The organism is Aquitalea magnusonii (genome assembly GCF_003202035.1).
Taxonomy (GTDB): Bacteria; Pseudomonadota; Gammaproteobacteria; order Burkholderiales; family Chromobacteriaceae; genus Aquitalea; species Aquitalea magnusonii.
In genome coordinates this window covers 1-23,785 of the sequence record NZ_QJKC01000008.1, presented here as the reverse complement: position 1 = coordinate 23,785, position 23,785 = coordinate 1, and the positions used below count along the sequence as shown (strand labels likewise).

Below are 23,785 nucleotides of genomic sequence, written 5' to 3'. Positions count from 1 at the left end.
ACACGCGCTAGATCCATTCCTTCATTTTGGCCCGAATACGGGCGATAGCCTGGGTATGCAGCTGACAGACGCGGGATTCCGATACTTCCAGTACCGCGCCGATTTCTTTCAGGTTCAGTTCCTGCTCGTAATACAGGGCCATGACCAGCTGGTCGCGCTCGGGCAGGGTCTTGATGGCGTCGACCAGTGCCTGGCGGAAGTCGCCATCGGCTAGCACCTGCAGCGGGTTGGGGGCGTTGCTGTCTTCGATATTGGCGATGGCGTCATTCAGGCTTTCGCCTTCGCCATCGGAAAAATCTTCAAAGTGCACCAGGCTCAGCCCTTTGCAATCGCCCAGCATGCTTTGGTAGTCGTCCAGCTCCACGCCCAGTGCCGCGGCAATTTCCGACTCCAGCGGCGCGCGGCCCAGTTTTTGTTCCAGCTTGTTGATGTTGTCTTCGATCTGCCGCGCCTGACGCCTTGCCTGGCGCGGCAGCCAGTCCTCGCGACGCAGCTCGTCCAGCATGGCACCACGGATGCGCTGGCTGGCAAAGGTTTCAAACTGCACGCCTTGCAGCGGATCGAACTGCCGTGCGGCATCAATCAGGCCAATGATGCCGACCTGGACCAGATCATCCATCTCCACCGAAGCGGGCAGGCGGGCCATCAGCATGCCGGCGAGCTTTTTCACCAGCGGCAGGTGGTTCTGTACATCGATTTCCGGGGCGGTGACCGCACCCGCATAGCCTTTGCGGCGTAGGGACGGCAGTGTCATCGTCGTTTTGCTCCATCGGCCTCGGCCCAGTCGCGCGAGGTGGCTATCAGCATGTCCATGAAGCCGGTGTCGTGGCGTTCGGTTTCCGGGCTGTCCCATTGCGGCAGCACGGCGGCCAGCTGGGAAAAGGCGGTGGCGGCTTCGCTGTCGGGGAAGGCTTCCATCAGCGGGCGGCGCAGGGCCTGGCTGCGGCGTACGGCATTGTCGGCCGGGACAAAGCCGACCCAGCGCAGCGAGACGCTGAGGAACTCGCTGGTCACGGCAGCCAGCCTGTTGAACAGATCGCGTGCTTCTTCCAGATGACGGGCCCGGTTGATCAGCACATTGAAGCGTTGGCGGCCAAAACCGGCGGACAGGCGCTTGATGTTGGCGTAGGCGCTGGTCATCGAATCGGCGGCCGGGCTGAGCACCAGGATCAGGTTGTCCGCCACACTGGCGGGCACCGGGTCGGTGGCGGTGGCGGGGACATCGATCATCAATACCGTGCTGTCGCGCTCGAGTGCGGCGAATTCGCTACCCAGCCGCAACCATAGCTGGGCCGAGAACAAGGCGCGCTCTTCCGGCCGGGCATACAGGTTGATCAGCTGGATGCCCTGGCGCGAGGTGGTCATCATTTCATCCAGCCCGCCCACGCTGACCATCTGGCTTTCCAGGGTGGCGGTGGTGGGCGTGCCCAGCCGGCGTGCCTGCACCTGTCCCAGGCTGCAGTCGACGACCAGTGGCCGGTGGCCGGCATAGGCCAGGCCCAGCGACAGCTCGGTGACCAGCGTGCTGGCACCGGCCTTGTCCGAGCCGATGAAGGCAAAGCTGGGCGCACGGCTGGCCTGGGCGGTAAGACGGCGCAGGCTGGCGGCCTGGTCTTGCAGATGGCTGTTCATAACCAGCTGGCCTGCGCGGAGTTCATGATGGTCAGTTCATCACCTTGCAGGCTGAAGGGAGAGCCCGGTTGCGGCGCGCGCAGGGCGCGGTCGACCAGGAAGGCGGCGTTGGCCGAGTGCAGGTCTTCCGGCACACGCTGGCCGTTGGTGATGTAAAACAGCTTGAGCCGGTTGCGGATGATGACATCCATGCTGGGGCCCATGCTGACTGCTTCGTCGATCTTGGACAGGATGCAGCCGGCCAGGCCATTGCCGCGGTAGTGGCGCACCACGTCTTCCAGCGTGTGGCCATCGGCATTGGCTGCCAGCAACAGCAGGCGTTCCACCTGCCGGCCTGCACCGCGGAACATTTCGATCTGGCCGGTGACGCGGGCGTCGCGCTGGCTCATGCCGACGGTGTCGATGAATACCAGATGGCGGTTGGACAGATCGGCCAGCGTCAGTTGCAGATCGCCTTCGTTCTGGATGGAAAACACCGGGATGCCCAGAATCTTGCCGTAAATGCGCAGTTGGTCCTGTGCGCCAATCCGGTAGCTGTCGGTGGTGATCAGCGCCACATGCTGGGCGCCGAAGCGCATGGTGGCATGGGCGGCCAGCTTGGCCACGGTGGTGGTCTTGCCCACCCCGGTGGGGCCAACCAGTGCATACACGCCACCCTTGTCCATGATGTCGTGGTTGGCGTCGGCGCATTTGAGGTTGTGCATCAGCGCCGAACGTGCCCATTTGATGGCAATGTCGCCCTCGTACTGGGCCGGCATCTTTTCGATCAGCTGGCGGATCAGGTTGGCGGAAAAACCCATGCCCAGCAGATGCTTGAACAGCTCGATGCGATTGGGGGTCTTGCCCTCCATGTCCGACCAGGCAAAGCTGGCCAGCTGGCTTTGCAGCAGGCTGCGCAGCAGCTTGATCTCATCGCCGATCTGCTTGAGTTCCTGCGCCATCACCTCCGGTTCTTCATCCTCCGCCGCGGCTTTGGCCGGTCGCGCTGTGTTGCCGTTGGCTGCCGGGCCGGCCGCCAACGTCTGCATCTTCACCAGCGATTCCGGCACCATGCTGGCCGGCGCCGGCCGTGCCGGGGGCGGAGTTTGCGGGCTGACGTTGAAATTGACGGCGGGTGTTTCGGCCAGTGACGGTTCGATGCGCTGCTGCGGGCGCGGGGCCGGGCTGTCGATGCGCGGTGGTGCCGGGCTTTCCAGCGGTTCCACCGGCATGGCATAGGTGCGGGCAATGGCGCGGTTGGTGGCGGCGCTGGGGGCGACCGGGGCCGGTGGTACCGGACGGCTGACTGCCGGCGCGTTACGGGCCGGGTGCTTGCTGCCGGGCGTGGAGAGATTGGTGGCCAGGTTGGCGACATCCGCATCCGCCACGGCCATGATCTCTACGCCGCCTCCCATTGTCGGGCGATTGGACAAGATGAGGGCGTCGGCACCCAGTTCCTCGCGGACCTGTCTGAGTGCATCACGTGTGGTTTTTCCGAAGAATTTTTTTACCACCATTGTTTATCAGCCCTTGCTTCCCCCGATTACCGCAATTATACGAATGGATTTATTGTCAGGTACTTCATTATGCGAGATCACACGCAGTTGTGGGAGAGCCCTTCTCAAGAATCGTGCCAGTAGCGGCCGCAAGCCCGGTGGCGTCAGCAATACCGGATTGTAACCTTGAATCTCCACTTGTTCGGCCTGTTGTGCAGCGCTGGACAGCAGGTTTTCCGCCAGACCGGGTTCCAGCCCGCCGCCGGTCTTGGAGTTGACGGCCTGGGACAGCACGTTTTCCAGTGCCGGATCCAGCGTCATCAGCGGCAGTTCGGTTTCGCCGGGGAACAGCTGCTGCACGATGACCCGTGCCAGCGCCGTCCGTACCGAGGAGGTGAGGTCGTCCACGTCCTGGGTGGTGCCGATGTGGTCGGCCAGGGTTTCCAGAATGGTGCGGAAGTCGCGGATATGGATGCCATCGGTCAGCAGCTGTTGCAATACCTTTTGCAAGATGCCGATGGGGACAATCTTGGGCACCAGGTCTTCCACCAGCTTGGGCGATTCCTTGGCCTGATGGTCGATCAGTGCCTGTACTTCTTCGCGGCCCAGCAGTTCTGCCGCGTGGGTTTGCAGCAGATTGGAAATATGGGTGGCCACCACGGTGCTGGAATCGACCACGGTATAGCCCATCTGCTGGGCCTCTTCGCGCTTGCTGGCGTCTATCCACACCGCCGGCAGGCCGAAGGCCGGATCGGTGGTGGGGGTGCCGGGCATATTGCCATTCACCCGGCCAGGGTTGATGGCGAGATATTGTCCGATATAAGCCTCGCCCTGACCGATTTCCACGCCCTTGAGCAGAATGCGGTAGGCATTGGGCTTGATTTCCAGATTGTCGCGGATGTGTACGGCAGGGACCAGAAAGCCCAGTTCCTGGGCAATCTTTTTGCGGATGCCGCGAATGCGGCGCAGCAGTTCGCCATCCTGGCTGCGATCCACCAGCGGAATCAGCCGGTAGCCCACTTCCAGTCCCAGCGCATCCACGTGCTGTACATCGTTCCAGCTGACTTCGGCCATGGGCTGGTCGGGCGGGGTGGCTGCGAGGGCTTCCTGTTTGCTGGCCTGCACGGCAGCCGCCTGTTCCTTCTTGTCCATGGTCCAGCCCAGGAAAGCCAGCAGGCTGGCAATCAGCAGGAAGGAAAAGTGCGGCATATTGGGGATGAGGCCGATCATGCCGATGACGGCTGCGGTGATGTACAGCACCTGCGGCTTGGCAAACAGCTGGCCGAAGAACTGCTCCGACATGTCCTTGTCGGTGCCCACGCGCGACACCACGATACCGGCAGCGGTGGAGATGATCAGCGCAGGGATCTGTGCCACTAGGCCATCACCGATGGTGAGCAGGGTGTAGGTCTTGGCGGCGGTGCCGGCATCCAGGTCATGCTGTATCACACCGACAATCAGGCCACCGACGATATTGATGACGATGATCATGATGCCGGCCATGGCATCGCCGCGTACGAATTTGGAGGCACCATCCATCGAGCCGAAGAAGTTGGCTTCTTCGGAAATGGTGGCGCGGCGTTTGCGGGCATCATCTTCGCCGATCAGACCGGCGTTGAGGTCGGCGTCAATCGCCATCTGTTTGCCGGGCATGGCATCCAGGGTGAAGCGGGCGGATACTTCGGCGATTCGGCCGGCACCCTTGGTGATCACCACGAAGTTGATGATGGTGATGATGATAAACACCACGATACCGATGGCGACGTTGTCGCCGATCAGGAAGTGGGCAAAGGATTCGATCACCTTGCCGGCGGCATCCGGGCCGCTGTGGCCTTCCAGCAGGATCACCCGGCTGGAGGCCACGTTCAGCGACAGCCGCAGCAAGGTGGTGATCAGCAATACCGAGGGGAAGGACGAGAAATCCAGTGGCTTGCGGACATTGATGCCCACCAGCAGCACAATCACCGACACTGCAATATTGAAGGTGAAGAACATGTCCAGCAGCACCGGCGGCAACGGCAAGACCATCATCGACAGAATGAGGATGATGAGGATGGGGCCGGCCAGCTTGGTGATGTTGAACTGCTTCAGCTGGGTGAGGAAATTATCCATGCGGGATTACTGTCTCGCTTTCGGGGCCGCATCTTGCTGGCGTTTGCTTTCCGGGTCAAGGTCGGCGGGAACATCCAGCTGGTCAGGGTAGACCGGGGCCAGGCCGCCGTTGTATTCATAGGCTTTCAACTGGTAGACATAAGCCAGGATCTGCGCTGCCGCAGTATACAGCCTGGCGGGGATTTCCCGGCCCAATTCGCCATGGAAATACAGCGCCCGGGCAAAACTGGGTGAGCGCATCACGGTGACCTTGTGCTCCTTGCCGGTGGCGATGATCTTTTCCGCCAGCCTCAGCGTGCCCATGGCGACAATCTGCGGTGCCTGCATGCCTTCTTCGTATTTCAGCGCCACCGCATAGTGGGTCGGGTTGGTGACGATGACATTGGCCTTGGGGATTTCTGCCATCATGCGCTTGCGCGCGGCTTCCCGTTGCAGCTGGCGGATACGGCCCTTGACCTCGGGCGAGCCTTCCATTTCCTTGTATTCCTGCTTGATCTCTTCCTTGGTCATGCGCAGTTGCTTGTGGTAGTTCCACAGCTGGAAGGGCACGTCGATCACCACCAGCATCAGCATGGCGGCGGTGACCGTGAAAAAGGTGGTGACCAGCATGTCGGTCATCTTGATGATGCCGGTTTCCAGCGGCATGGACAGCAGGCCAAGGATGTCGGCGCGCTCGCGCCAGATGATCCAGACCGCCACGCCGCCAATCAGCATGCTCTTGAGGATGGCCTTCAGGGCCTCGGTGGCCGAGTTGAGCGAGAGGATGCGCTTGATGCCGCTGGCCGGGTTCAGCTTGGTCAGCTTGGGCTCCAGCGGGGCCAGGGTGAAGTTCCAGCCACCGATCAGGATGGGGGTGACCACCGCCACCAGTGCCAGCCCGCCGAAGATGGGCAGCAGCTGCCACAGCATGGAGAACAGCGCTTCCTTGAAGCGGACGATGGCCGGTTCGGCCTGTTGCACCGTGTGCTGATCGAAAATCAGCAGCTGTTTCATCATCAGCATGATGCCACCGGCCAGCTTGCCGCCCAGTGTCATCAGCAGTGCGACTCCGGTCATGGTGATAGCGAACGTGGACAATTCTCGCGAGCGCGGGATATTGCCGTCGTCCCGCGCGGTTTGCAGCCGTTTGGCTGACGCGGGTTCGGTCCGTTCGAGATCGGAATCTTCTGCCATTGAGCCCCAGTTTTCTGACGTTGTATTTTAAAGCGGATGGTAGCGTATGCCGGGGGCGGCCGGCCAGTCCGATTTGGCATCATGGGTATTCTCCCTGCCGTTTATACAGCACAGGCCGATGCGACGATTTGCGGCTGCCTGCGGTACAATCGGCCGATTCTTATGAATGGATGGCAGCATGCAACAGTACCTCGACCTGATGCGCCATGTGCTGGAACATGGCCATGACAAGTCCGACCGCACCGGCACCGGCACCCGCTCGGTATTCGGCTACCAGATGCGTTTCGACCTGCAGCAGGGTTTTCCGCTGGTCACCACCAAGAAGTGCCATCTGCGCTCCATCATTCACGAACTGCTGTGGTTTCTCTCCGGCGACACCAATATCCGCTACCTGAAGGAAAACGGGGTATCGATCTGGGATGAGTGGGCCGATGAAAACGGCGACCTGGGCCCGGTGTACGGCTACCAGTGGCGTAGCTGGCCGGCACCGGATGGCCGCCATATCGACCAGATCAGCAATGTGGTGGAGATGATCAAGCGCAATCCGGATTCGCGCCGCTTGATCGTGTCGGCCTGGAACCCGGCGCTGGTGGATGAAATGGCGCTGCCGCCGTGCCACAGCCTGTTCCAGTTCTATGTGGCCGATGGCAAGCTGTCCTGCCAGCTGTATCAGCGCTCGGCCGACATCTTCCTGGGCGTGCCCTTCAATATCGCATCCTATGCCTTGCTCACCATGATGGTGGCGCAAGTGTGCGGCCTCAAGCCCGGCGATTTCGTGCACACGCTGGGTGATGCCCACCTGTACAGCAATCATCTGGAACAGACCCGCCTGCAGCTGAGCCGCGAACCGCGCCCGCTGCCGCAGATGAAGATCAACCCGGCGGTGACGGATCTGTTTGCCTTCACCTTCGATGATTTCACGCTGGAGGGCTACGACCCCCATCCGCACATCAAGGGAGCGGTGGCGGTATGAGCAAGCCTGTCCTGACCCTGGTGGCGGCCAAGGCCCGCAATGGCGTGATCGGCATCAACAACACCTTGCCCTGGCATTTGCCGGAAGACCTCAAGCACTTCAAGGCGGTGACCTTGGGCAAGCCGGTGCTGATGGGGCGCAAAACCTACGATTCGATTGGCCGCCCGCTGCCGGGACGGCGCAATATCGTGATTACCCGCCAGTCAGACTGGCAGGCCGATGGCGTCGAAGTGGCCCATTCGCTGGAGCAGGCGCTGGCGATGGCCGATGGTGTGGCGGAAGTCTGCCTGATTGGCGGTGCCGATTTGTACCGTCAGGCGATGGCATTGGCAGATGCTCTGCGGCTGACCGAGATTGATGCCGATTTTGATGGCGACGCCTGTTTCCCGGAGGTGAGCACGGCTGATTGGCAGGAAGTGGCGCGTAGCAGTTTCACCAGCGACAAGGGGCTGCAGTATGCCTTTGTCGACTATCAGCGCAAGCCGGGCTGAATGGTAGCCATGCCAAGCAAAAGGCCGCTCGGTGAGCGGCCTTTGTGATTGATAAGTTGAGCAGTGTTCAGCAAGTGCTACCAGCGAGCGTCTCGGCGGATTGCTGGGCCAGTTTGCTGTAGTCCTGGCCAAATTCGGCCACCATGATGCGCAGGCGGGTGGTGTCGCGGGCAATGATGGTTTTCAGCAGGTCTTCCAGAAACGCCTGGGTCCGGTCCATTTGCGATCTGCCGGCCCGCAGGATGGCGTAGAGGCAGCGCTGGGTCAGCGGCAGCAAGTCTTGCAGGGCCGCGCTCATGTAGCGGTTGCTGGAGAAGTCGTACAGCGCGCGCAGGAATTCCACGCCGTTATCAAAATAGCCGGGCATGTCATCCTGGCGATGGCATTCGGCCAGCTGTGTCATCAGCTCGAAAAATCGCGCCAGATCGTCGTTTTTCCAGCTGGTGGCCAGATTGCTGACCACCCGGTCCAGCAGCATGAACCACAGCTCGAAAAAATCGCCTACATCCTGGCCGGAGATGCTGGACACCACGGCACCACGGCGCGGAAAGATTTCCACCAGATGACGGCGCTGCAGAATCAGCAAGGCTTCGCGTACCGAGCCGCGGCTGACCTCAAGTTCGGCGGCAATGCGCAGTTCCTGTATCCGCTCGCCCGGTGCCATTTCACCCTGGATGATCTTTTTTCCAAGGTATTGGGCGATCTGTTCCGTAAGCGAGTCGTTGGCCTTGAACGTCATCGGCGTCTCCATTATCGAATATTATTATTTTCATATATATTGGCCTGCACGGCAATTGGAATGTGGAATTGTCAGGCAATTGGGCTGTCAGGCAGCGCGATGAGCTTAGGCAAAGCCTGTTGCATTTTGACGATATTTCTTGGCTTTGTTAGGGAAATCCCTTGTCTGTATTCGGAATAGGCTTTAGGATTAAAACGCTTGTTTGAAATGGCTGACACGAGGAATGGGGCTATACAAACTTGCCTGAGGCAAGCAGTGCACCTGTGGGTGTGGTGTGTTTTCTCATAATCTAGCGGGTTGTTTACCGGTCCTGGACCGGGGGATGATTGGGGCCTTCGCTGCGGCGAAGGCCTTTTTTTATCTGCCAGGGGGCTGCGGGAAAAAGAAAACCCCTGGCCGGCACGGAGCAGGGCAGGGGTCTGGCGCGGAGGCGCTGCGTTTACCGCATGGCGCGGCGTGTGGCCATCAGGTAATTGACCTGGGTGTCCTCGCCCAGCGCATAGATGCGGGTCAGCGGGTTATAGCTCATGCCGCTGACGTTGCTGATTTCCAGCCCGGCATTGCGCGCCATGCGCGACAGCTCGGACGGCTTGAGGAAGCGGGCATATTCGTGGGTGCCGCGCGGCAGCATGTTGAGCAGGTATTCTGCGCCCACCACCGCCAGCAGATAAGCCTTGGCATTGCGGTTGAGGGTGGAGAAGAATACCCAGCCGCCGGGCTTGACCAGACGGGCGCAGCTGCGCACCACGCTTTCCGGGTCCGGCACATGCTCCAGCATTTCCATGCAGGTCACCACATCAAAGCTGCCGGGCGCTTCGTCGGCCAGCTCTTCCACGGCGATACAACGGTATTCCACGGCCACGCCCGATTCCAGGCTGTGCAGCTGTGCCACTTTCAGCGATTTCCTGGCCAGATCGATGCCGGTGACCTGCGCGCCGCGCAGGGCCATGCTCTCGGCCAGAATGCCGCCACCGCAGCCCACGTCGAGGACTTTCAGGTCCTTGATGCTGGCAAAGTCGTCGATATAGTCCAGTCGCAGCGGGTTGATTTCATGCAGCGGCTTGAATTCGCTGTCCTTGTCCCACCATTTGTGCGCCAACTGGCTGAATTTGTCGATTTCCAGTTCGTCTACATTACTCATTGCTTACCTCGCCAGAATGCGGTTGCGCCAGTCTTCACCACGCGCTTTCAGTGCAGCTTCGTCCAGGGTCTGCAGCTGGCGGGCATCCAGCAGACAGCGGCCCTTGACCCAGACATGGCTCACCTGTTCGCGGCCGGCGGCATACACCACATGCGAAACCGGATCGAACGCCGGGGCGGTTTCCAGTGCCGACAGGTCGATGGCGATCAGGTCGGCCTGTTTGCCCACCTTGACCGAACCCACCTTGTCGGCAATGCCCAGGGCGCGGGCGCCGTTCAGCGTGGCCATGCGGATGGCGGTGGCTGCCGGCACGGCGGTCGGGTCCAGCGTACCCACCTTGGCCAGCAGGGCGGCCAGACGGGTTTCGGCCATCATGTCCAGCTTGTTGTTGGACGCCGCACCATCGGTACCGATGCCGACGGCCACGCCGGCGGCCAGCAGTTGCTGCACCGGGGCGATGCCGGAGGCCAGCTTCATGTTGGAGGCAGGATTGTGCGCGACGGACACGCCATGGCGGGCGACGATGTCGATTTCCTCGGCGTTCAGATGCACCATGTGGGCGGCAATCAGTCGCGGCGACAGCAAGCCCAGCTGTTGCAGGCGGGCCAGCGGGCGTTGTTGCAGTTCCTTGACGCTGTTGTTCACCTCATCCGCGGTTTCATGGATGTGGCAGTGAATGCGCATGTCTTGCTTGTCGGCCAGCTCCACCACCTTGCGGAAGGTGGCATCCGACACGGTGTAGGGCGCGTGCGGGGCCAGGGTGAAGGTAATCAGCTCTTCACCCAGGAACTCAGCCCGCTCCGCCATGCCCTTGCTGATGTATTCATCGGCATGGCTGGCGTAATTGGTGGGGAATTCCAGAATGGAGCAGCCGACAAAGGTGCGCATGCCGGATGCCAGGCCGGCACGGGCCATGGCGGCATGGTAGAAGTACATGTCGTTGATGGTGGTGGTGCCGCCACGGATCATTTCCGCCATGGCCAGGCAGGAACCATCAAACACAAAGTCGTCCTGAACGTGCTTGCCTTCGGCCGGCCAGATATGATTGTTCAGCCAGTCCATCAGCGCCTTGTCGTCGGCCAGGCCGCGCAGCAGGGTCATGGCGGAGTGGCCGTGCAGGTTGATCAGGCCGGGCATCAGCACATGGTGACCCAGTTCCAGTCTTTGATTGGCGCTGATGCTCGCGCACTGGCTGGCGGGAATGATGGCGGCGATCTGGCCATCCTTGATGGCGATGGCATGGTTTTCCAGTACCTCGCCGTCTTGCTCTACCGTAATGATCCAGCGAGCTGAAACAAGGGTGTCATACTGTGTCTGCGACATGGATTCGGGTCCTGCGGGATGCGGAATGGGGTGGATTGTAGGCTGCTGCCATGGGCATGGCAAATTGGCCAAGCGCGGGGTATCGCGTTGCAGAAACTGTCGTGTAAAGAAAAAATCGCTTATAACTGACAAAGGTCTGACTTATTATGCGATCAATCTGATTGACAGCACATGAGCTGTAATTTTGCAGCCAAATATTGATAGCGGGTTTTCCGCGCCATGAACGCTTTTTGATAATTGATAATGATGGCATCCCAAGAAGAAAAGAACCCAGTGACTTCCAGCCTTTCCTTGCGCACGGTCTTCATGATCGCCGTGGTACTCGGCTTGCTGATTCCTGCCTCCATCATCAGTTACCTCAGCATCAATATCCAGCGGGACAACCTCACGGCCCAGCTGGAAACCGACGAAAAACGCCTGCTGGACATCGTGGCGCTGGGCATGCAGGAGCCCTTGTGGAACCTGAGCCGGCAGGCGGGCAGCCCGCTGATCTCCTCGGTGATGGAAGATGCCCGCGTGGTGTCCATCCGCGTGACCGACACCCAGTCCAACCAGGTCTTCCTGTCGGCCTTGCGCAGCGAGCGGCGGGTCGGCGGGGTGTCCTTCGTGCAAAAGCCGGTGATTTATCGTGGCGAGGAAATCGGCCAGGTGACGCTGGAGTTTGATACCGAGCATCTGGCCAATGCCCTGCACAACCAGGTGAAGAACATCCTGCTGATTCTGGTGGCGCAGCTGGTGCTGTCCATTCTGCTGATCATGAGCATTCTGCATTCCCGTTTCCTGCGCCCCATGCACAGCCTGACCGAGCAGGCCACCCAGCTGGCCGAACTCAAGCTGGAGTCGCCCTTCTACTGGGCGCGCCGCGACGAGATCGGCAAACTGGGCAAGCATCTGGAATGGACCCGCTCCGAACTGAAGCGGCTGATTGACGAGCTGCGAGCCAAGACACTGGCGCTGGAGGCGGACATTTCCCGTCGCCGCGAGGTGGAAGATGCGCTGCGCCGCTCGGAAAACAAATACCGCGAACTGTTCTGGTCCAATCTGGACGGCATCGTCATCAGCTCGCTGGATGGGCAGGTGATGGATGCCAACCCGGCCTTTCTCAACCTGATGTGCTACAACCTCGACCAGCTCAAACAGCAGAATTTCTGGTCGCTGGTGGGGCAGGAGAGCGAGGCGCTGGAACGTTTCAACCTGGACAACAAGGTGCTGCGCTTCGGTTATTGCGACGAATTCGAGGCGGTGTACATGAACCGCTTCAGCAACCAGGTGCCGGTCAGCGTCAAGACCGTGGCCATGCGCGATGCCTTTGGCCGCATCAATGCGGTATGGCGCATGGTGCGCGACATTTCGGAAAAACGTGCGGCAGAAGAGCGGGTGCAGCTGGCGGCCAAGGTGTTTGAGAACACCGTGGAAGGCATCATGATCACCGACAGCGACAAGCGCATCCGCAGCGTCAACAAGGCGTTTACCGAAATTACCGGTTATTCGCAGCAGGAGGTACTGGGGCAGAAAACCAGCATCCTGTCCTCCGGACGTCATGATGAAGCCTTCTACAACAATATGTGGCAGGCCATTGATAGCCAGGGCTCCTGGCAGGGCGAAATCTGGAACCGGCGCAAGAATGGCGAAATCTACCCCGAATGGCTGGCCATCAATGCCGTGCGCAACCCGCTGTCGGAAATCACCCATTACGTGGCCATCTTCAGCGACCTGACCGAGCGCAAGGCTGCCGACGAACGCATCCAGTTCCTGGCCCACTTCGACGTGCTGACCAGCCTGCCCAACCGTGCCCACATGCATGATCGCGTCGAGCTGGCCATTCACAATGCCTGCCGTGACAACGAGCAGATGGCCTTGCTGCTGCTGGACCTGGACCGCTTCAAGACTGTGAACGAGTCGCTGGGACATTCGGCCGGGGACATCCTCTTGCAAGTGGCGGCCGACCGCATCAAGTCCTCGCTGGCTGCTGGCGAAACCGTGGCGCGGCAAGGTGGCGACGAATTCATCATCCTGCTGCCAGCGATATCCGATCCGAGCGAAGCGGCACTGGCTGCCGAGCGTATCCGTGAATCATTTGGTGCCTCGATCGAGCTGCACAATCACACCATCACCATCACGCCGTCCATCGGCATCAGCGTGTATCCGGATGACGGCCGCGATTTTGAGACCCTGGTGCGCAATGCCGATGCCGCCATGTACCACGCCAAGTCGTCGGGCCGTAACAGCTACAAGTTCTACACGGCCGACCTCAACGCGCGGGCGCGTGAGATTCTGGCCATCGAAAGCCAGCTGCGTTTTGCGCTGGAGCGCAACGAGTTCATCCTGCATTACCAGCCGCAAGTGGCCATGGCCGATGGCCGCATCACCGGGGCCGAGGCGCTGATCCGCTGGAATCACCCCTCGCTGGGCATTCTGGGGCCGGCCCGCTTTATCGAGGTGGCCGAGGAACGCGGCTTTATCGTGCAGATCGGCAACTGGGTCATCCGCGAAGCCTGCCGCCAGCTGGCGCTGTGGCATGGCCAGGGGCTGCCCAAGATGTCGCTGGCCGTCAATCTGTCAGCCTTGCAGTTCCGCCAGCAGGATCTGGCCGAGGTACTGGAAACCGCCTTGCGCAGCCACGGTCTGTCCGCCGACATGCTGGACGTCGAGGTGACGGAAAGCGTGATCATGGAAGACGTGACCAGCACCTTGCAGGCCATTGACAGCATCAAGGGCATGGGCTTGCAGCTGTCCATCGATGACTTCGGCACCGGCTATTCCAGCCTGTCCTATCTCAAGCGCTTCAAGGCGGACAAGCTGAAGATCGACCGCTCTTTCGTACGCGACATTCCCAATGACGCCGACGACTCGGCCATTGCCCGCGCCATCATCAACATGGCGAAAAACCTCAATATGCAGGTGGTGGCCGAAGGCGTGGAAACCATCGATCAGTGGCGCTTCCTCAAGCAGGAAGGCTGTGACCTGATCCAGGGCTATCTGCTGGCCAAGCCGATGCCGCCCGAGGAGTTTGCCGGCCTGCTGGCCAAGGGCTACTTGCTGCCGGAGGAGTAAGCCGGCCAGCTGCCGCGCCCACTGGCTTTCTTGCGTAAAATTGGTATCTTGGATGGATGCATTCAGACGGTTCCTGTTGATGTGTTTGTCTGGTTACCAGCGTGCCTGCCCCGCTCACGCGGTGGCAGTGCGCGGCGGCATGTCCGGGCAGGCGCAGAAAGAAAAGGCAAGCCATGTTTGTTGACAATGTCCAGGCCATGTCCGAGGTGGGCCGCGAACTGTTGGCCAACAGTTTCGAATTCATCCCCATTCCCATCCTGATTTCCGAATGCAGCCCCAACAGCGGCATCAATACCGGTCGCTGGCATCGCTTTGCCAATCAGGCCTTTCGTCAGCAGATTGGCTACAGTCTGGAGGACATGCCGGATATCGACAGCTGGTTCCGGCTGGCGTATCCCGATGCCGACTATCGCGCGCAAGTCATGCAGGCCTGGAGCCGGGAGGTGGAGCGTTGCCAGGCCAGTGGCCAGCCGCTGGCCGAGCTGACCGCCCTGGTGCGTTGTGCCGATGGCCAGCAACGCTGGTTCATCATCACCGCGCAGATACAAGCGGCCACCTTGCCTTTCCTGCAGATCATCACCTTTCGCGATGTGCACGAACTCAAGTGCACGGTGGACGAGAACATCCGCCTGTCCCGTACCGATTTTCTTACCCGGCTGCTGAACCGGCGTGAAGCCTGCAAACGCTTGCAACAGGCCTGGGAAGGCTGGCAGCGCGAGGGCAAGCTGTTTTCGGTATTGCTGTGTGACATCGATGGCTTCAAGCAGGTCAACGACCAGTACGGCCACGCCTGTGGCGATCACATGCTGGTGTTTTTTGCAGATCAACTGAGGGCATTATTCGACGGGCAGGCGGATATCGTGCGCTGGGGCGGCGAGGAGTTCCTGCTCATGTTGCCGGCTACCGACCTGGCCGGAGCCGCCAGGGCGGCCGAAAGGCTGCGCCGGCAGATCGCTGACAGCCAGCCGGTATGGCAGCAGCAACGCCTGGGCCTGACGGTCAGCATCGGCTATACCTGCGCCACTGACCATGGCGAGCTGGAGGGCATACTGCATGCCGTGGATGTCGCCATGTACCGTGCCAAGCTGCAGGGGCGCAACTGCATTTGCCAGGGCTGAGTGCGCCAGGTGCGCGTGCTCGGCCTGACCGGCAGATTGGTAATTTGCCTCTTGGCCGGCTGGTATTGATGACGCAATATGCTTTGCCTGCAAAATCTTGCCACTGTAGAGGCACATCCCCCATTACATCGCAGCACTGATCCCCTGATGGTCGAGCGGCTAGTCGTCTGCTCTCCCATGGTGAGCTTCTCCGCCAGTTGGACGTCATCAGGCGGCATGAAATGCAATAGCCGTGATGCTGTTCAAAAACACCCGCATGTCATTCCCCGCCTGCAAGCCAGGCAATGTTCACTCCGACCTTGATGACTGGCCGCCGCAGCGGCGAGCCCTGCACCGGATGTTTGTGCCGATGCTGAGCTGGCCGACCTGTTTTGCTGGGGCGACATTTGCTGCAATTGTTGCTTCAGCAGGCGCCGATTCAGGCTATACAGAATGGGTAGACAGCGGGATCACCTGTTCGAAAGGCGTGTAAGGAACAGCCTGGGAGCCTCAGTAAGTTTTCTTGACCGGCCTATCGTACAGGTGCAAAATACATTGTCATTATAAGATGACGCTGCGTGTATCTGAATTCAGCAGAAAAAAACAAACCCTGATCCGTTCAGCGCATCGCCTCGTCAGCGAACCCCGATGCGCTGCTGTTTCTTGTCAGGTCAGTAGCGCAGTGCATTGGGTCATACACGCAAAAGCAATACATGGCTGCCAGAATGCCGGTTTTTGCTTCCATGTCTTGATTTTATGACAAAAGCTATCGATAGCCGCAGTCGTTCCCTTGCATGAAGTATGTCCGTTTATCAAATCTATAAAGGAGTCCCGGGGTGAACAGCGCCTATCGTACGGTATGGAGTGACAGTCGCGGTTGTTACGTCGTAGTGGCAGAAACCGCGCGTAGCCGGCGCAAAGGCGGTTCATCCTGCCGCAGTCTGGTCACGCTCTCCCTGGTCCTGGCTTCTGCACTGTCCGAGGCGGCTCCTGTCGGGGGCCATGTGACGGCCGGTAGTGCGTCGATAGCCGCAACCGGCACCACCACCACGATCAACCAGAATACTGCCCGTGCAATCATCGACTGGTCGTCGTTTTCGATTGCGGGCAATGAAACCGTCCGCTTCAACAACGGCGCGGGTGCAACCCTTAACCGTGTGGCGGCTGGCGCGCCGGCTTCGATTGTCGATGGTCTGCTGAGCAGCTCTGGCAGTGTGTATCTGATCAACTCGTCCGGGGTCATTATTGGCCGCAATGGCGAAGTCCGGGTGGGCGGCAGTTTTGTTGCTTCGACCCAGGATCTGTCCAACAACAACTTCATGGCCGGCGGTTCGCTGAATTTCAGTGGCAATTCCAATGCCGCGGTGACCAATCTCGGCAAGATCGGTGCCTCTGGTGGCGATGTGGTGCTGATTGCGGCCCAGGTTGCCAATCAGGGCAGCATTCAGGCCGATAACGGCCGGGTGGGGCTGCTGGGCGGCTACCAGGTGCTGGTGAAGGACCAGGCCGATCAGGATGGGCGCTTTGTCATTGGCCTGGGTGGCGCTGCCACCTCGGTCAGCAATGCGGGCTTGCTCCAGGCGACCGCGGCGGAACTTCGTACCGAGAATGGCAATGTGTATGCCCTGGCGGGGAACACCCAGGGCTTGATTCGTGCCACCGAAGTCAGTGGCCAGGGTGGCCAGATCTGGTTATCCGCCCCCGGTGGCTCGGTACAGCTGGCCAGTGGTGCAAGTCTGGACGCCTCGGCAGCTACCGCAGGCAGTAGCGGCGGCTCGATCAGCATTCAGGCGGCGGCGGATAGCAAGGGCGGCAACGGCGTGATCACGCTGGACGGCACGATGACCGCGTCGGCGAGCGGCGGCGCGGCCGGTAGTATCACGGTCTCCGGTCGACAGATCATTGAATCCGGCGCCATTCATGCGGACGGTACCCGCGGCGGCAATGTCACGGTGCAGGGGGCTGGCCTGTTACAGTCCGGTACGATCAGTGCGGACGGTGGTGCAGGGCAGGGCGGGGCCGTGGCCTTGTCCACCCAGGATAATCTGATCCAGACGGCATCGGCAAAAACCTCGGCCAATAGCGCTGACGGCGCGGCGGGTACGGTACAGCTGACAAGCGCAGGCTCGGTGTTCAGCTCCGGCCAAGTGACTGCCAGCGGGCAGCACGGCGGTACGATTTCTGCTCTGGGCAAGCGGGTGGCACTTGCCGCTGCCGATTTTGAAGCCAATGGTGTGCAGGGCGGGGGGCATATCAATATTGGTGGTGGGCTGCATGGCAGTGGCCCGCAAACGGCCGATACCACAGTGGTCAATGCCTCGACCAAGCTTGCCGCCAATGCCACTGGTGCTGGCGATGGTGGCCAGGTTGCGGTCTGGTCGGATACTAAAACCACCTTCCTGGGTAGCGTCACCGCACAGGGTGGCCAGCATGGTGGCAATGGTGGCCTGATTGAAGTGTCGAGTGGCGATCGACTCATCTATGGCGGTGTGGCCAACGCCAGCGCCAGTGCCGGAGCCGCCGGCAAGCTGCTGCTGGATCCGAAGAACATCACCATCAGCGCCAGCGCCGGCGATGTCGCCAGTGCCAATCTGATCGACCCGGATGCCGGTTCTGGCTCCGGCTTCGGGACGATGGCGGTGCAATTGAGCGGTGGCAGCTATGTGGTTACCAAACCGAATGATACGGTAGCAAACAATAGCGCTGCCGGTTCGGTGTTTTTTTATAACGGCACTACCGGTGCGCTGATGTCCGCCTTTCAGGGCTCGCATGCCAATGACCAGGTCGGTAGCGGCGGTTTGTTGTTCCTCAATTATCAGAATTGGTACAACAGCTATTACATTGGTAGCGCGCTGGTCAACGATACCACCAAGCCATTCTTGATCCTGAGTCCGAGCTGGAATGGTGGCGCGGGTGCCATCTCCTGGGTGGGCGCCAACGGCAGTCTGTCCGGCACGCTGTCGTCCAGCAACAGCCTGGTGGGTAGCACATCGACCGATGCGATCGGTGGCTCCGTAAGCTTGCTGCCCAACAACAATTACGTGTCCATCGCGCCGCAGTGGAATACCGGCAAGGGGGCGGTCACCCTGGGGAGTGCCGCCAGCGGTATTACGGGCGTCGTTTCGTCTGCCAATAGTCTGGTTGGCTCCAATGGCACCATTGCCGCAGATAACAACCTGGGTGGCGATCAGGTTGGCTCCAGTGGCATCACCATTCTGAGCAATGGCAATTTTGTGGTGGATAGCCCGTACTGGAACAAGAACGCGGGTGCCGTGACGCTGGTTGATCAGAATTCCGGACTGACGGGGACAGTCAGCGCTGCCAACAGCCTGGTTGGTAATGCGGGCAGCTTGTATTCCGCCACCTGTACCCTCTACTGCTTTAACGGTACCAATAGTGGTACCAGCTATGGTTACTACAACGGTGACGGTGTAGGCAGCAGCGTGCAGGCGCTGTCCAACGGCTACTACGCCGTTATTTCTTCAAACTGGGGCCATGGGCGCGGTGCGGTGACCATTGCTAACGGTAGCAGCGGTGTGACCGGGACCGTCAGTGCCGCCAACAGCCTGGTGGGGACCACCCAGGGCATCGGTGACAGTGGTGGCAATACCTATTACACCACCACCACGGGCTACCGCAATTATTATGGTGGGGATGCAGTAGGCTCCGGCGGGGTGACTGATCTGGGCAACGGCAATGCCGTGGTGTCCAGTACCAATTGGAGCAGCAACAGGGGCGCGACGACATTCATGTCGCTGGCATCGCCCTTGACTGGCGCCGTGTCGTCCAGTAATTCGCTGGTGGGTAGCACTGCAGGCACGGCTGTTGGTTACGACTCTACCTATCACCAGAATTACATCAGCAATGGTGACCAGGTCGGTACGGTCACCAAGCTCGGTAATAATAATTATGTGGTGACGACGACTGCCTGGAATGGCCATGAAGGTGCAGTCACCTTCGCCTCCGGTACGACCGGCATAAGCGGTGCGGTATCGTCATCCAATAGCCTGGTAGGCAGCAGCAGTGGTGACAATGTGGGCTCTGGCGGCGTGGTCAGCCTGAGCGACAACGACTATGTCGTGCTCAGCCCGGTCTGGAGCAGTTATCGCGGTGCAGTAACCCGTGGCAGTGGCAGCACGGGTGTGACTGGGAGCATCAGTTCAAGCAACAGTATCGTTGGCACCACGGCCGTGCTGGGTGGCAACAATCCATACAATCTTGGCGGCGATCAAATTGGCAGCGGTGGCATCGTCAATCTGAACAATGGTGATTGGGTGGTGCTCAGCCCCAACTGGGCGCAGCAGAAAGGTGCCGTCACGCTGATGACGGCATCACAGGCCACATCCGGCAATGTGAGTGCCAGCAATAGCCTGGTTGGCACCACGGCCTCTACTCAGTTCAACGGTGTGCTGAGTGGCAGTATGGTCAATCTCTTCGGCGGCGATCAGGTCGGTTCCGGCGGCATCCTGACCCTGTCCAATAATGGCGGCAGCAATTACCTGGTATTGAGTCCGTTGTGGGGTGGCAACAAGGGCGCGATCAGCTTTATCAATCCGTCCTCGGCGACGGTGGGGGCTGTGTCCTCGACCAATAGTCTGGTCGGCCAATATTCAGGCACCATCAATACCTACAATTACGGCGGCTTTGTTTACAAACAGTACGAGAACGGCGACGCGATCGGCACCGGTGGTTCCGCCAATTATTTCTACAAGAGCGACCAGAATCTGTGGATGACCAATGTCGTCGTACAGGCCAATAACGACTATGTCGTGTTCAGTCCTTTGTGGAACAACAATCGTGGTGCCGTCTCCTTCGGCAACGGTAGCAGTGGTACTACCGGTGTGGTCGGTTCCGCCAACAGCCTGGTTGGTTCAACGGCAGGTACTTTGTCCCGTTACGCGGAAGACAATGGCACCAATGCCATCTCGACGACGGGCGGCGACCAGGTCGGTTATGGTGGCATGCAGTATGTCAGCGGTAACAATTACCTGATTTTCAGCTCCCAATGGAATAGCCAGGCCGGTGCGGTGACCTATGTCAGCCAAGGTGGCTCGGTGACGGGAACCATATCGTCGAGTAACAGCCTGGTAGGTGGAAACAGTGGTGATCAGGTTGGCAGTGGTGGCGTTACGCTGCTGTCTGGCGGCGATTATGTCATTTCCAGCCCGAGCTGGAACGGTGGCCTTGGTGCGGCAACCTGGAGCAATTCCACCGGTGGCATCACCGGAACCGTCAGTACGGACAACAGCCTGTCCGGCGTGGCCTCCAACAGCAGCCAGACCGTGTCGGCGCTCAACAGCGGCAAGCAATTCCTGGTAGCGCGCTCCGGCGATGGCAGCGGGACCGTTACACTGGCGTTTACTGATCCAACCCTGTTCACGTATGGCTATATGTCTGGACTCGATGTCACCATCGCGCCCAGCCTGATCCTGCAAACCCTCAACAGCGGCACTTCTGTCACGCTGCAGGCCAATAACGACATCACCGTCAACAGCGCGCTTTCTGCCAACTCCGGCTCGACGGCTGGTCTGACCCTGGATGCCGGCCGCAGTATCCTGGTCAATGCAGCCATTAATACGGGCAACGGCAATCTGACGCTGACCGCCAACGATACCGCGGCCAATAACGTGGTCAATGTAGAACGCGACAGCGGCACGGCAGCGATCTCGGTGGCCTCCGGTGCCAACCTGTCGGCGGGTAGCGGTACGGTGAACATTACGCTTGGCAATGGCGCCGGCAACACCAACAGCACCGCCGGCAATATCACTCTGGCCAGCAGCATTGATGGTGCCGACATCTCGGTGAAAAACCTCGGAACCCAAAACGGTTCAATTACCTTGTCGAGCGGGGCTGCACTGACGGCTAGCGGCAGTAATGGCACGATCACGCTGCAGACAGGCGGCAACTTCATCAACAATGCGGGTTCGGGTGCGCTATCCGTTCCCAACGGTAAGTGGCTGGTGTACTCGGCTGGCCCGAGTGGGGATACCTTCGGCAACCTGAACAGTAATAACACGGCGGTGTGGGATACCGCGGCTGGGGCTACGGTCAGCGCCAGCGGCAACCGCTACGTCTTTGCCTATCAGCCGCACCTGACCGTCACCAGCCATAACGACAGCAAGACATACGGCGTCGATGCCTCTTCTGCCATCCAGTCCGACTACACCATCAGCGGCTTGCAGCCGGCAGTCAGTGGTGCTTATCTGGCCGATACCGCGGCCATGGTGTATAGCGGTGCACCGAGCATGTCGTCTGCTGGTGCGGCTGTTGCTGCTACCGTGGCCGGTGGTCCCTACACCATCAGTGGTGCCACCGGAACGCTAAGCGTCGGCAACGGTTATGGCGCCACCACGTTCACCAATAGTGGCCAATTGACGGTGAATCCGGCGACGTTGGTCATCACCGCCGCCGACCAGACCGCTACCTACGGGACGCCCTACACGCTGTCGACCGCCCTGAACACCGGCTACACGCAAACCGGTCTTGTCAACAATGACACCATTAGCGGTTTGACTGAAAAGATACCGGGCAATTTGACGGCGACCACGGCGTCGACTGCGGTAGGCAGTTACACGATCACCCCGTCGGCAGCAACAGGGACCGGTCTGGGTAATTACACCATCCAGTATCACACTGGCACCCTGACACTGCAGCCTGCGGTACTCTACACCACGCTGAACTACTCGGTTGCCAATGCCTTCTCTACCTATGGCACGCTGGCGACGCTGGGTGGCGCCACCCTGAGTGGCATCCTCAACAACGATCAGGTGTTCGGTACTGTGGGTGCCTTTACCCAGGGTGGCTCGAGCGTGACGCTGGCGGCCAACACCCCTGTGGGTAACTACGTAGAAAAAGTCACCGGCCTGACCGGTTCCGCGGCATCCAACTATGTGCTGGCAAGCAGCGGCAATACCAACGGTACGCTGACCATTCAGCCGCTGGCCGTCACCTTGTCCGGTAGCCAGACCTATAACGGCACGAACATCGCCCAGGGCAGCAACCTGTCGGTCGGCAACCGTGTTGGCAGCGACAGCATTACGGTCGGTGGCAGCGCCACCCTGGCCAGTGCTCACGCCGGCAATCAAGCGTTGTCGGGCTTCTCAGGCTTGACCCTGGATAACTCCAACTACACCCTGACCGGAGCCAGCGGCAGCATGACGGTCAACCCGTTGGCCGTCACCCTGACCGGTAGCCAGACCTATAACGGCACGAACGTCGCCCAGGGCAGCAACCTGACGGTCAGCAACCAGATCGTCGGCGATACCGTCACCGTTGGTGGCAGCGCCACCCTGGCCAGCGCCCACGTCGGCAGCCGCACCCTGTCAGGCTTCAACAGCCTGACGCTGAGCGACAGCGACTACACCCTGACTGGGGCGACCGGCAGCATGACGGTCAACCCGCTGGCGGTCACCCTGACCGGTAGCCAGACCTATAACGGCACGACTACCGCCCAGGGCAGCAACCTGACGGTCAGCAACCAGATCGTCGGCGATACCGTCACCGTTGGTGGCAGCGCCACCCTGGCCAGCGCCCACGTTGGCAGCCGCGCCCTGTCAGGCTTCAACAGCCTGACGCTGAGCGACAGCGACTACACCCTGACTGGGGCGACCGGCAGCATGACGGTCAACCCGCTGGCGGTCACCCTGACCGGTAGCCAGACCTATAACGGCACGACTACCGCCCAGGGCAGCAACCTGACGGTCAGCAACCAGATCGTCGGCGATACCGTCACCGTTGGTGGCAGCGCCACCCTGGCCAGCGCCCATGTGGGCAGCCGCGCCCTGTCAGGCTTCAACAGCCTGACGCTGAGCGACAGCGACTACACCCTGACTGGCGCGACCGGCAGCATGACGGTCAACCCGTTGGCGGTGACGCTCACGGGTAGCCAGACCTATAACGGCACGAACGTCGCCCAGGGCAGCAACCTGACGGTCAGCAACCAGATCGTCGGCGATACCGTCACCGTTGGCGGCAGCGCCACCCTGGCCAGCGCCCACGCTGGCAACCGCGCCCTGTCAGGCTTCAACAGCCTGACGCTGAGCGACAGCGACTACACCCTGACTGGCGCGACCGGCAGCATGACGGTCAACCCGTTGGCCGTCACCCTGACCGGTAGCCAGACCTATAACGGCACGAACGTCGCCCAGGGCAGCAACCTGACGGTCAGCAACCAGATCGTTGGCGATACCGTCACCGTTGGCGGCAGCGCCACCCTGGCCAGCGCCCACGCCGGCAACCGCGCCCTGTCGGGCTTCAACAGCCTGACGCTGAGCGACAGCGACTACACCCTGACTGGCGCGACTGGCAGCATGACGGTCAACCCGTTGGCGGTCACCCTGACCGGTAGCCAGACCTATAACGGCACGAACGTCGCCCAGGGCAGCAACCTGACGGTCAGCAACCAGATCGTTGGCGATACCGTCACCGTTGGTGGCAGCGCCACCCTGGCCAGCGCCCACGCCGGCAACCGCGCCCTGTCAGGCTTCAACAGCCTGACGCTGAGCGACAGCGACTACACCCTGACTGGCGCGACTGGCAGCATGACGGTCAACCCGTTGGCGGTCACCCTGACCGG

The 23,785-nt window shown here is 60.5% G+C and carries 14 protein-coding genes; 6 read left to right on the top strand and 8 right to left on the bottom strand.

Annotated elements, in window-relative coordinates; translation table 11 throughout:
- Positions 1-7: 7 nt before the first annotated feature.
- The 5 genes from DFR38_RS09745 to flhB are packed head-to-tail and all read right to left on the bottom strand — an operon-like array spanning position 8 to position 6,392.
- Positions 8-754, bottom strand: a complete 747-nt coding sequence (locus DFR38_RS09745) for an RNA polymerase sigma factor FliA (protein ID WP_059287377.1) — start codon at positions 752-754, stop codon at positions 8-10.
- A complete protein-coding gene (locus DFR38_RS09740; protein WP_233170277.1) occupies positions 751-1,632 on the bottom strand; it encodes a MinD/ParA family ATP-binding protein in 882 nt (293 codons plus the stop codon). Before DFR38_RS09740 ends, DFR38_RS09745 begins: the two co-directional genes overlap by 4 nt.
- Positions 1,629-3,128, bottom strand: a complete 1,500-nt coding sequence (gene flhF / locus DFR38_RS09735) for a flagellar biosynthesis GTPase FlhF (RefSeq protein ID WP_110313336.1) — start codon at positions 3,126-3,128, stop codon at positions 1,629-1,631. Before flhF ends, DFR38_RS09740 begins: the two co-directional genes overlap by 4 nt.
- Positions 3,129-3,134: 6 nt before the next feature.
- Positions 3,135-5,219: a flagellar biosynthesis protein FlhA gene (gene flhA, locus DFR38_RS09730; RefSeq protein ID WP_059286248.1), complete on the bottom strand. Its 2,085-nt coding sequence runs from the start codon at positions 5,217-5,219 to the stop codon at positions 3,135-3,137.
- Between the two features lie 6 nt (positions 5,220-5,225).
- Positions 5,226-6,392: a flagellar biosynthesis protein FlhB gene (gene flhB, locus DFR38_RS09725; protein ID WP_059286247.1), complete on the bottom strand. Its 1,167-nt coding sequence runs from the start codon at positions 6,390-6,392 to the stop codon at positions 5,226-5,228.
- Positions 6,393-6,570: 178 nt separating this feature from the next.
- Between flhB and DFR38_RS09720 the strand changes: the two genes are divergently transcribed.
- On the top strand, positions 6,571-7,365 hold the full coding sequence (locus DFR38_RS09720; protein WP_059286249.1) for a thymidylate synthase: 795 nt from the start codon (positions 6,571-6,573) through the stop codon (positions 7,363-7,365).
- Positions 7,362-7,856, top strand: coding sequence for a dihydrofolate reductase (locus DFR38_RS09715; protein ID WP_059286246.1), 495 nt, complete (start codon positions 7,362-7,364; stop codon positions 7,854-7,856). The genes DFR38_RS09720 and DFR38_RS09715 overlap by 4 nt, the downstream gene beginning before the upstream one ends.
- A 67-nt stretch (positions 7,857-7,923) precedes the next feature.
- On the opposite strand, the gene DFR38_RS09710 is transcribed toward DFR38_RS09715, so the two are convergent.
- From DFR38_RS09710 to DFR38_RS09700, 3 genes are all read right to left on the bottom strand, one after another.
- On the bottom strand, positions 7,924-8,595 hold the full coding sequence (locus DFR38_RS09710) for a GntR family transcriptional regulator (protein WP_059286245.1): 672 nt from the start codon (positions 8,593-8,595) through the stop codon (positions 7,924-7,926).
- Between the two features lie 439 nt (positions 8,596-9,034).
- Positions 9,035-9,736: a bifunctional 2-polyprenyl-6-hydroxyphenol methylase/3-demethylubiquinol 3-O-methyltransferase UbiG gene (ubiG, locus tag DFR38_RS09705; RefSeq protein ID WP_110313335.1), complete on the bottom strand. Its 702-nt coding sequence runs from the start codon at positions 9,734-9,736 to the stop codon at positions 9,035-9,037.
- Between the two features lie 3 nt (positions 9,737-9,739).
- The gene (locus tag DFR38_RS09700) at positions 9,740-11,059 is read right to left on the bottom strand and encodes a TRZ/ATZ family hydrolase (RefSeq protein ID WP_059286244.1); all 1,320 of its coding nucleotides are present in this window, start codon (positions 11,057-11,059) and stop codon (positions 9,740-9,742) included.
- Positions 11,060-11,332: 273 nt separating this feature from the next.
- Between DFR38_RS09700 and DFR38_RS09695 the strand changes: the two genes are divergently transcribed.
- From DFR38_RS09695 to DFR38_RS09685, 4 genes are all read left to right on the top strand, one after another.
- Positions 11,333-14,113, top strand: coding sequence for a bifunctional diguanylate cyclase/phosphodiesterase (locus DFR38_RS09695; RefSeq protein WP_239688684.1), 2,781 nt, complete (start codon positions 11,333-11,335; stop codon positions 14,111-14,113).
- Between the two features lie 173 nt (positions 14,114-14,286).
- The gene (locus DFR38_RS09690) at positions 14,287-15,231 is read left to right on the top strand and encodes a GGDEF domain-containing protein (protein WP_059286242.1); all 945 of its coding nucleotides are present in this window, start codon (positions 14,287-14,289) and stop codon (positions 15,229-15,231) included.
- 232 nt (positions 15,232-15,463) lie between these two features.
- Positions 15,464-15,703, top strand: a complete 240-nt coding sequence (locus tag DFR38_RS21000; RefSeq protein WP_146215958.1) for a hypothetical protein — start codon at positions 15,464-15,466, stop codon at positions 15,701-15,703.
- A gap of 343 nt (positions 15,704-16,046) precedes the next feature.
- Positions 16,047-23,785: YDG domain-containing protein (locus tag DFR38_RS09685; RefSeq protein WP_146215957.1), on the top strand; the 7,739-nt coding region annotated here is incomplete at its 3' end.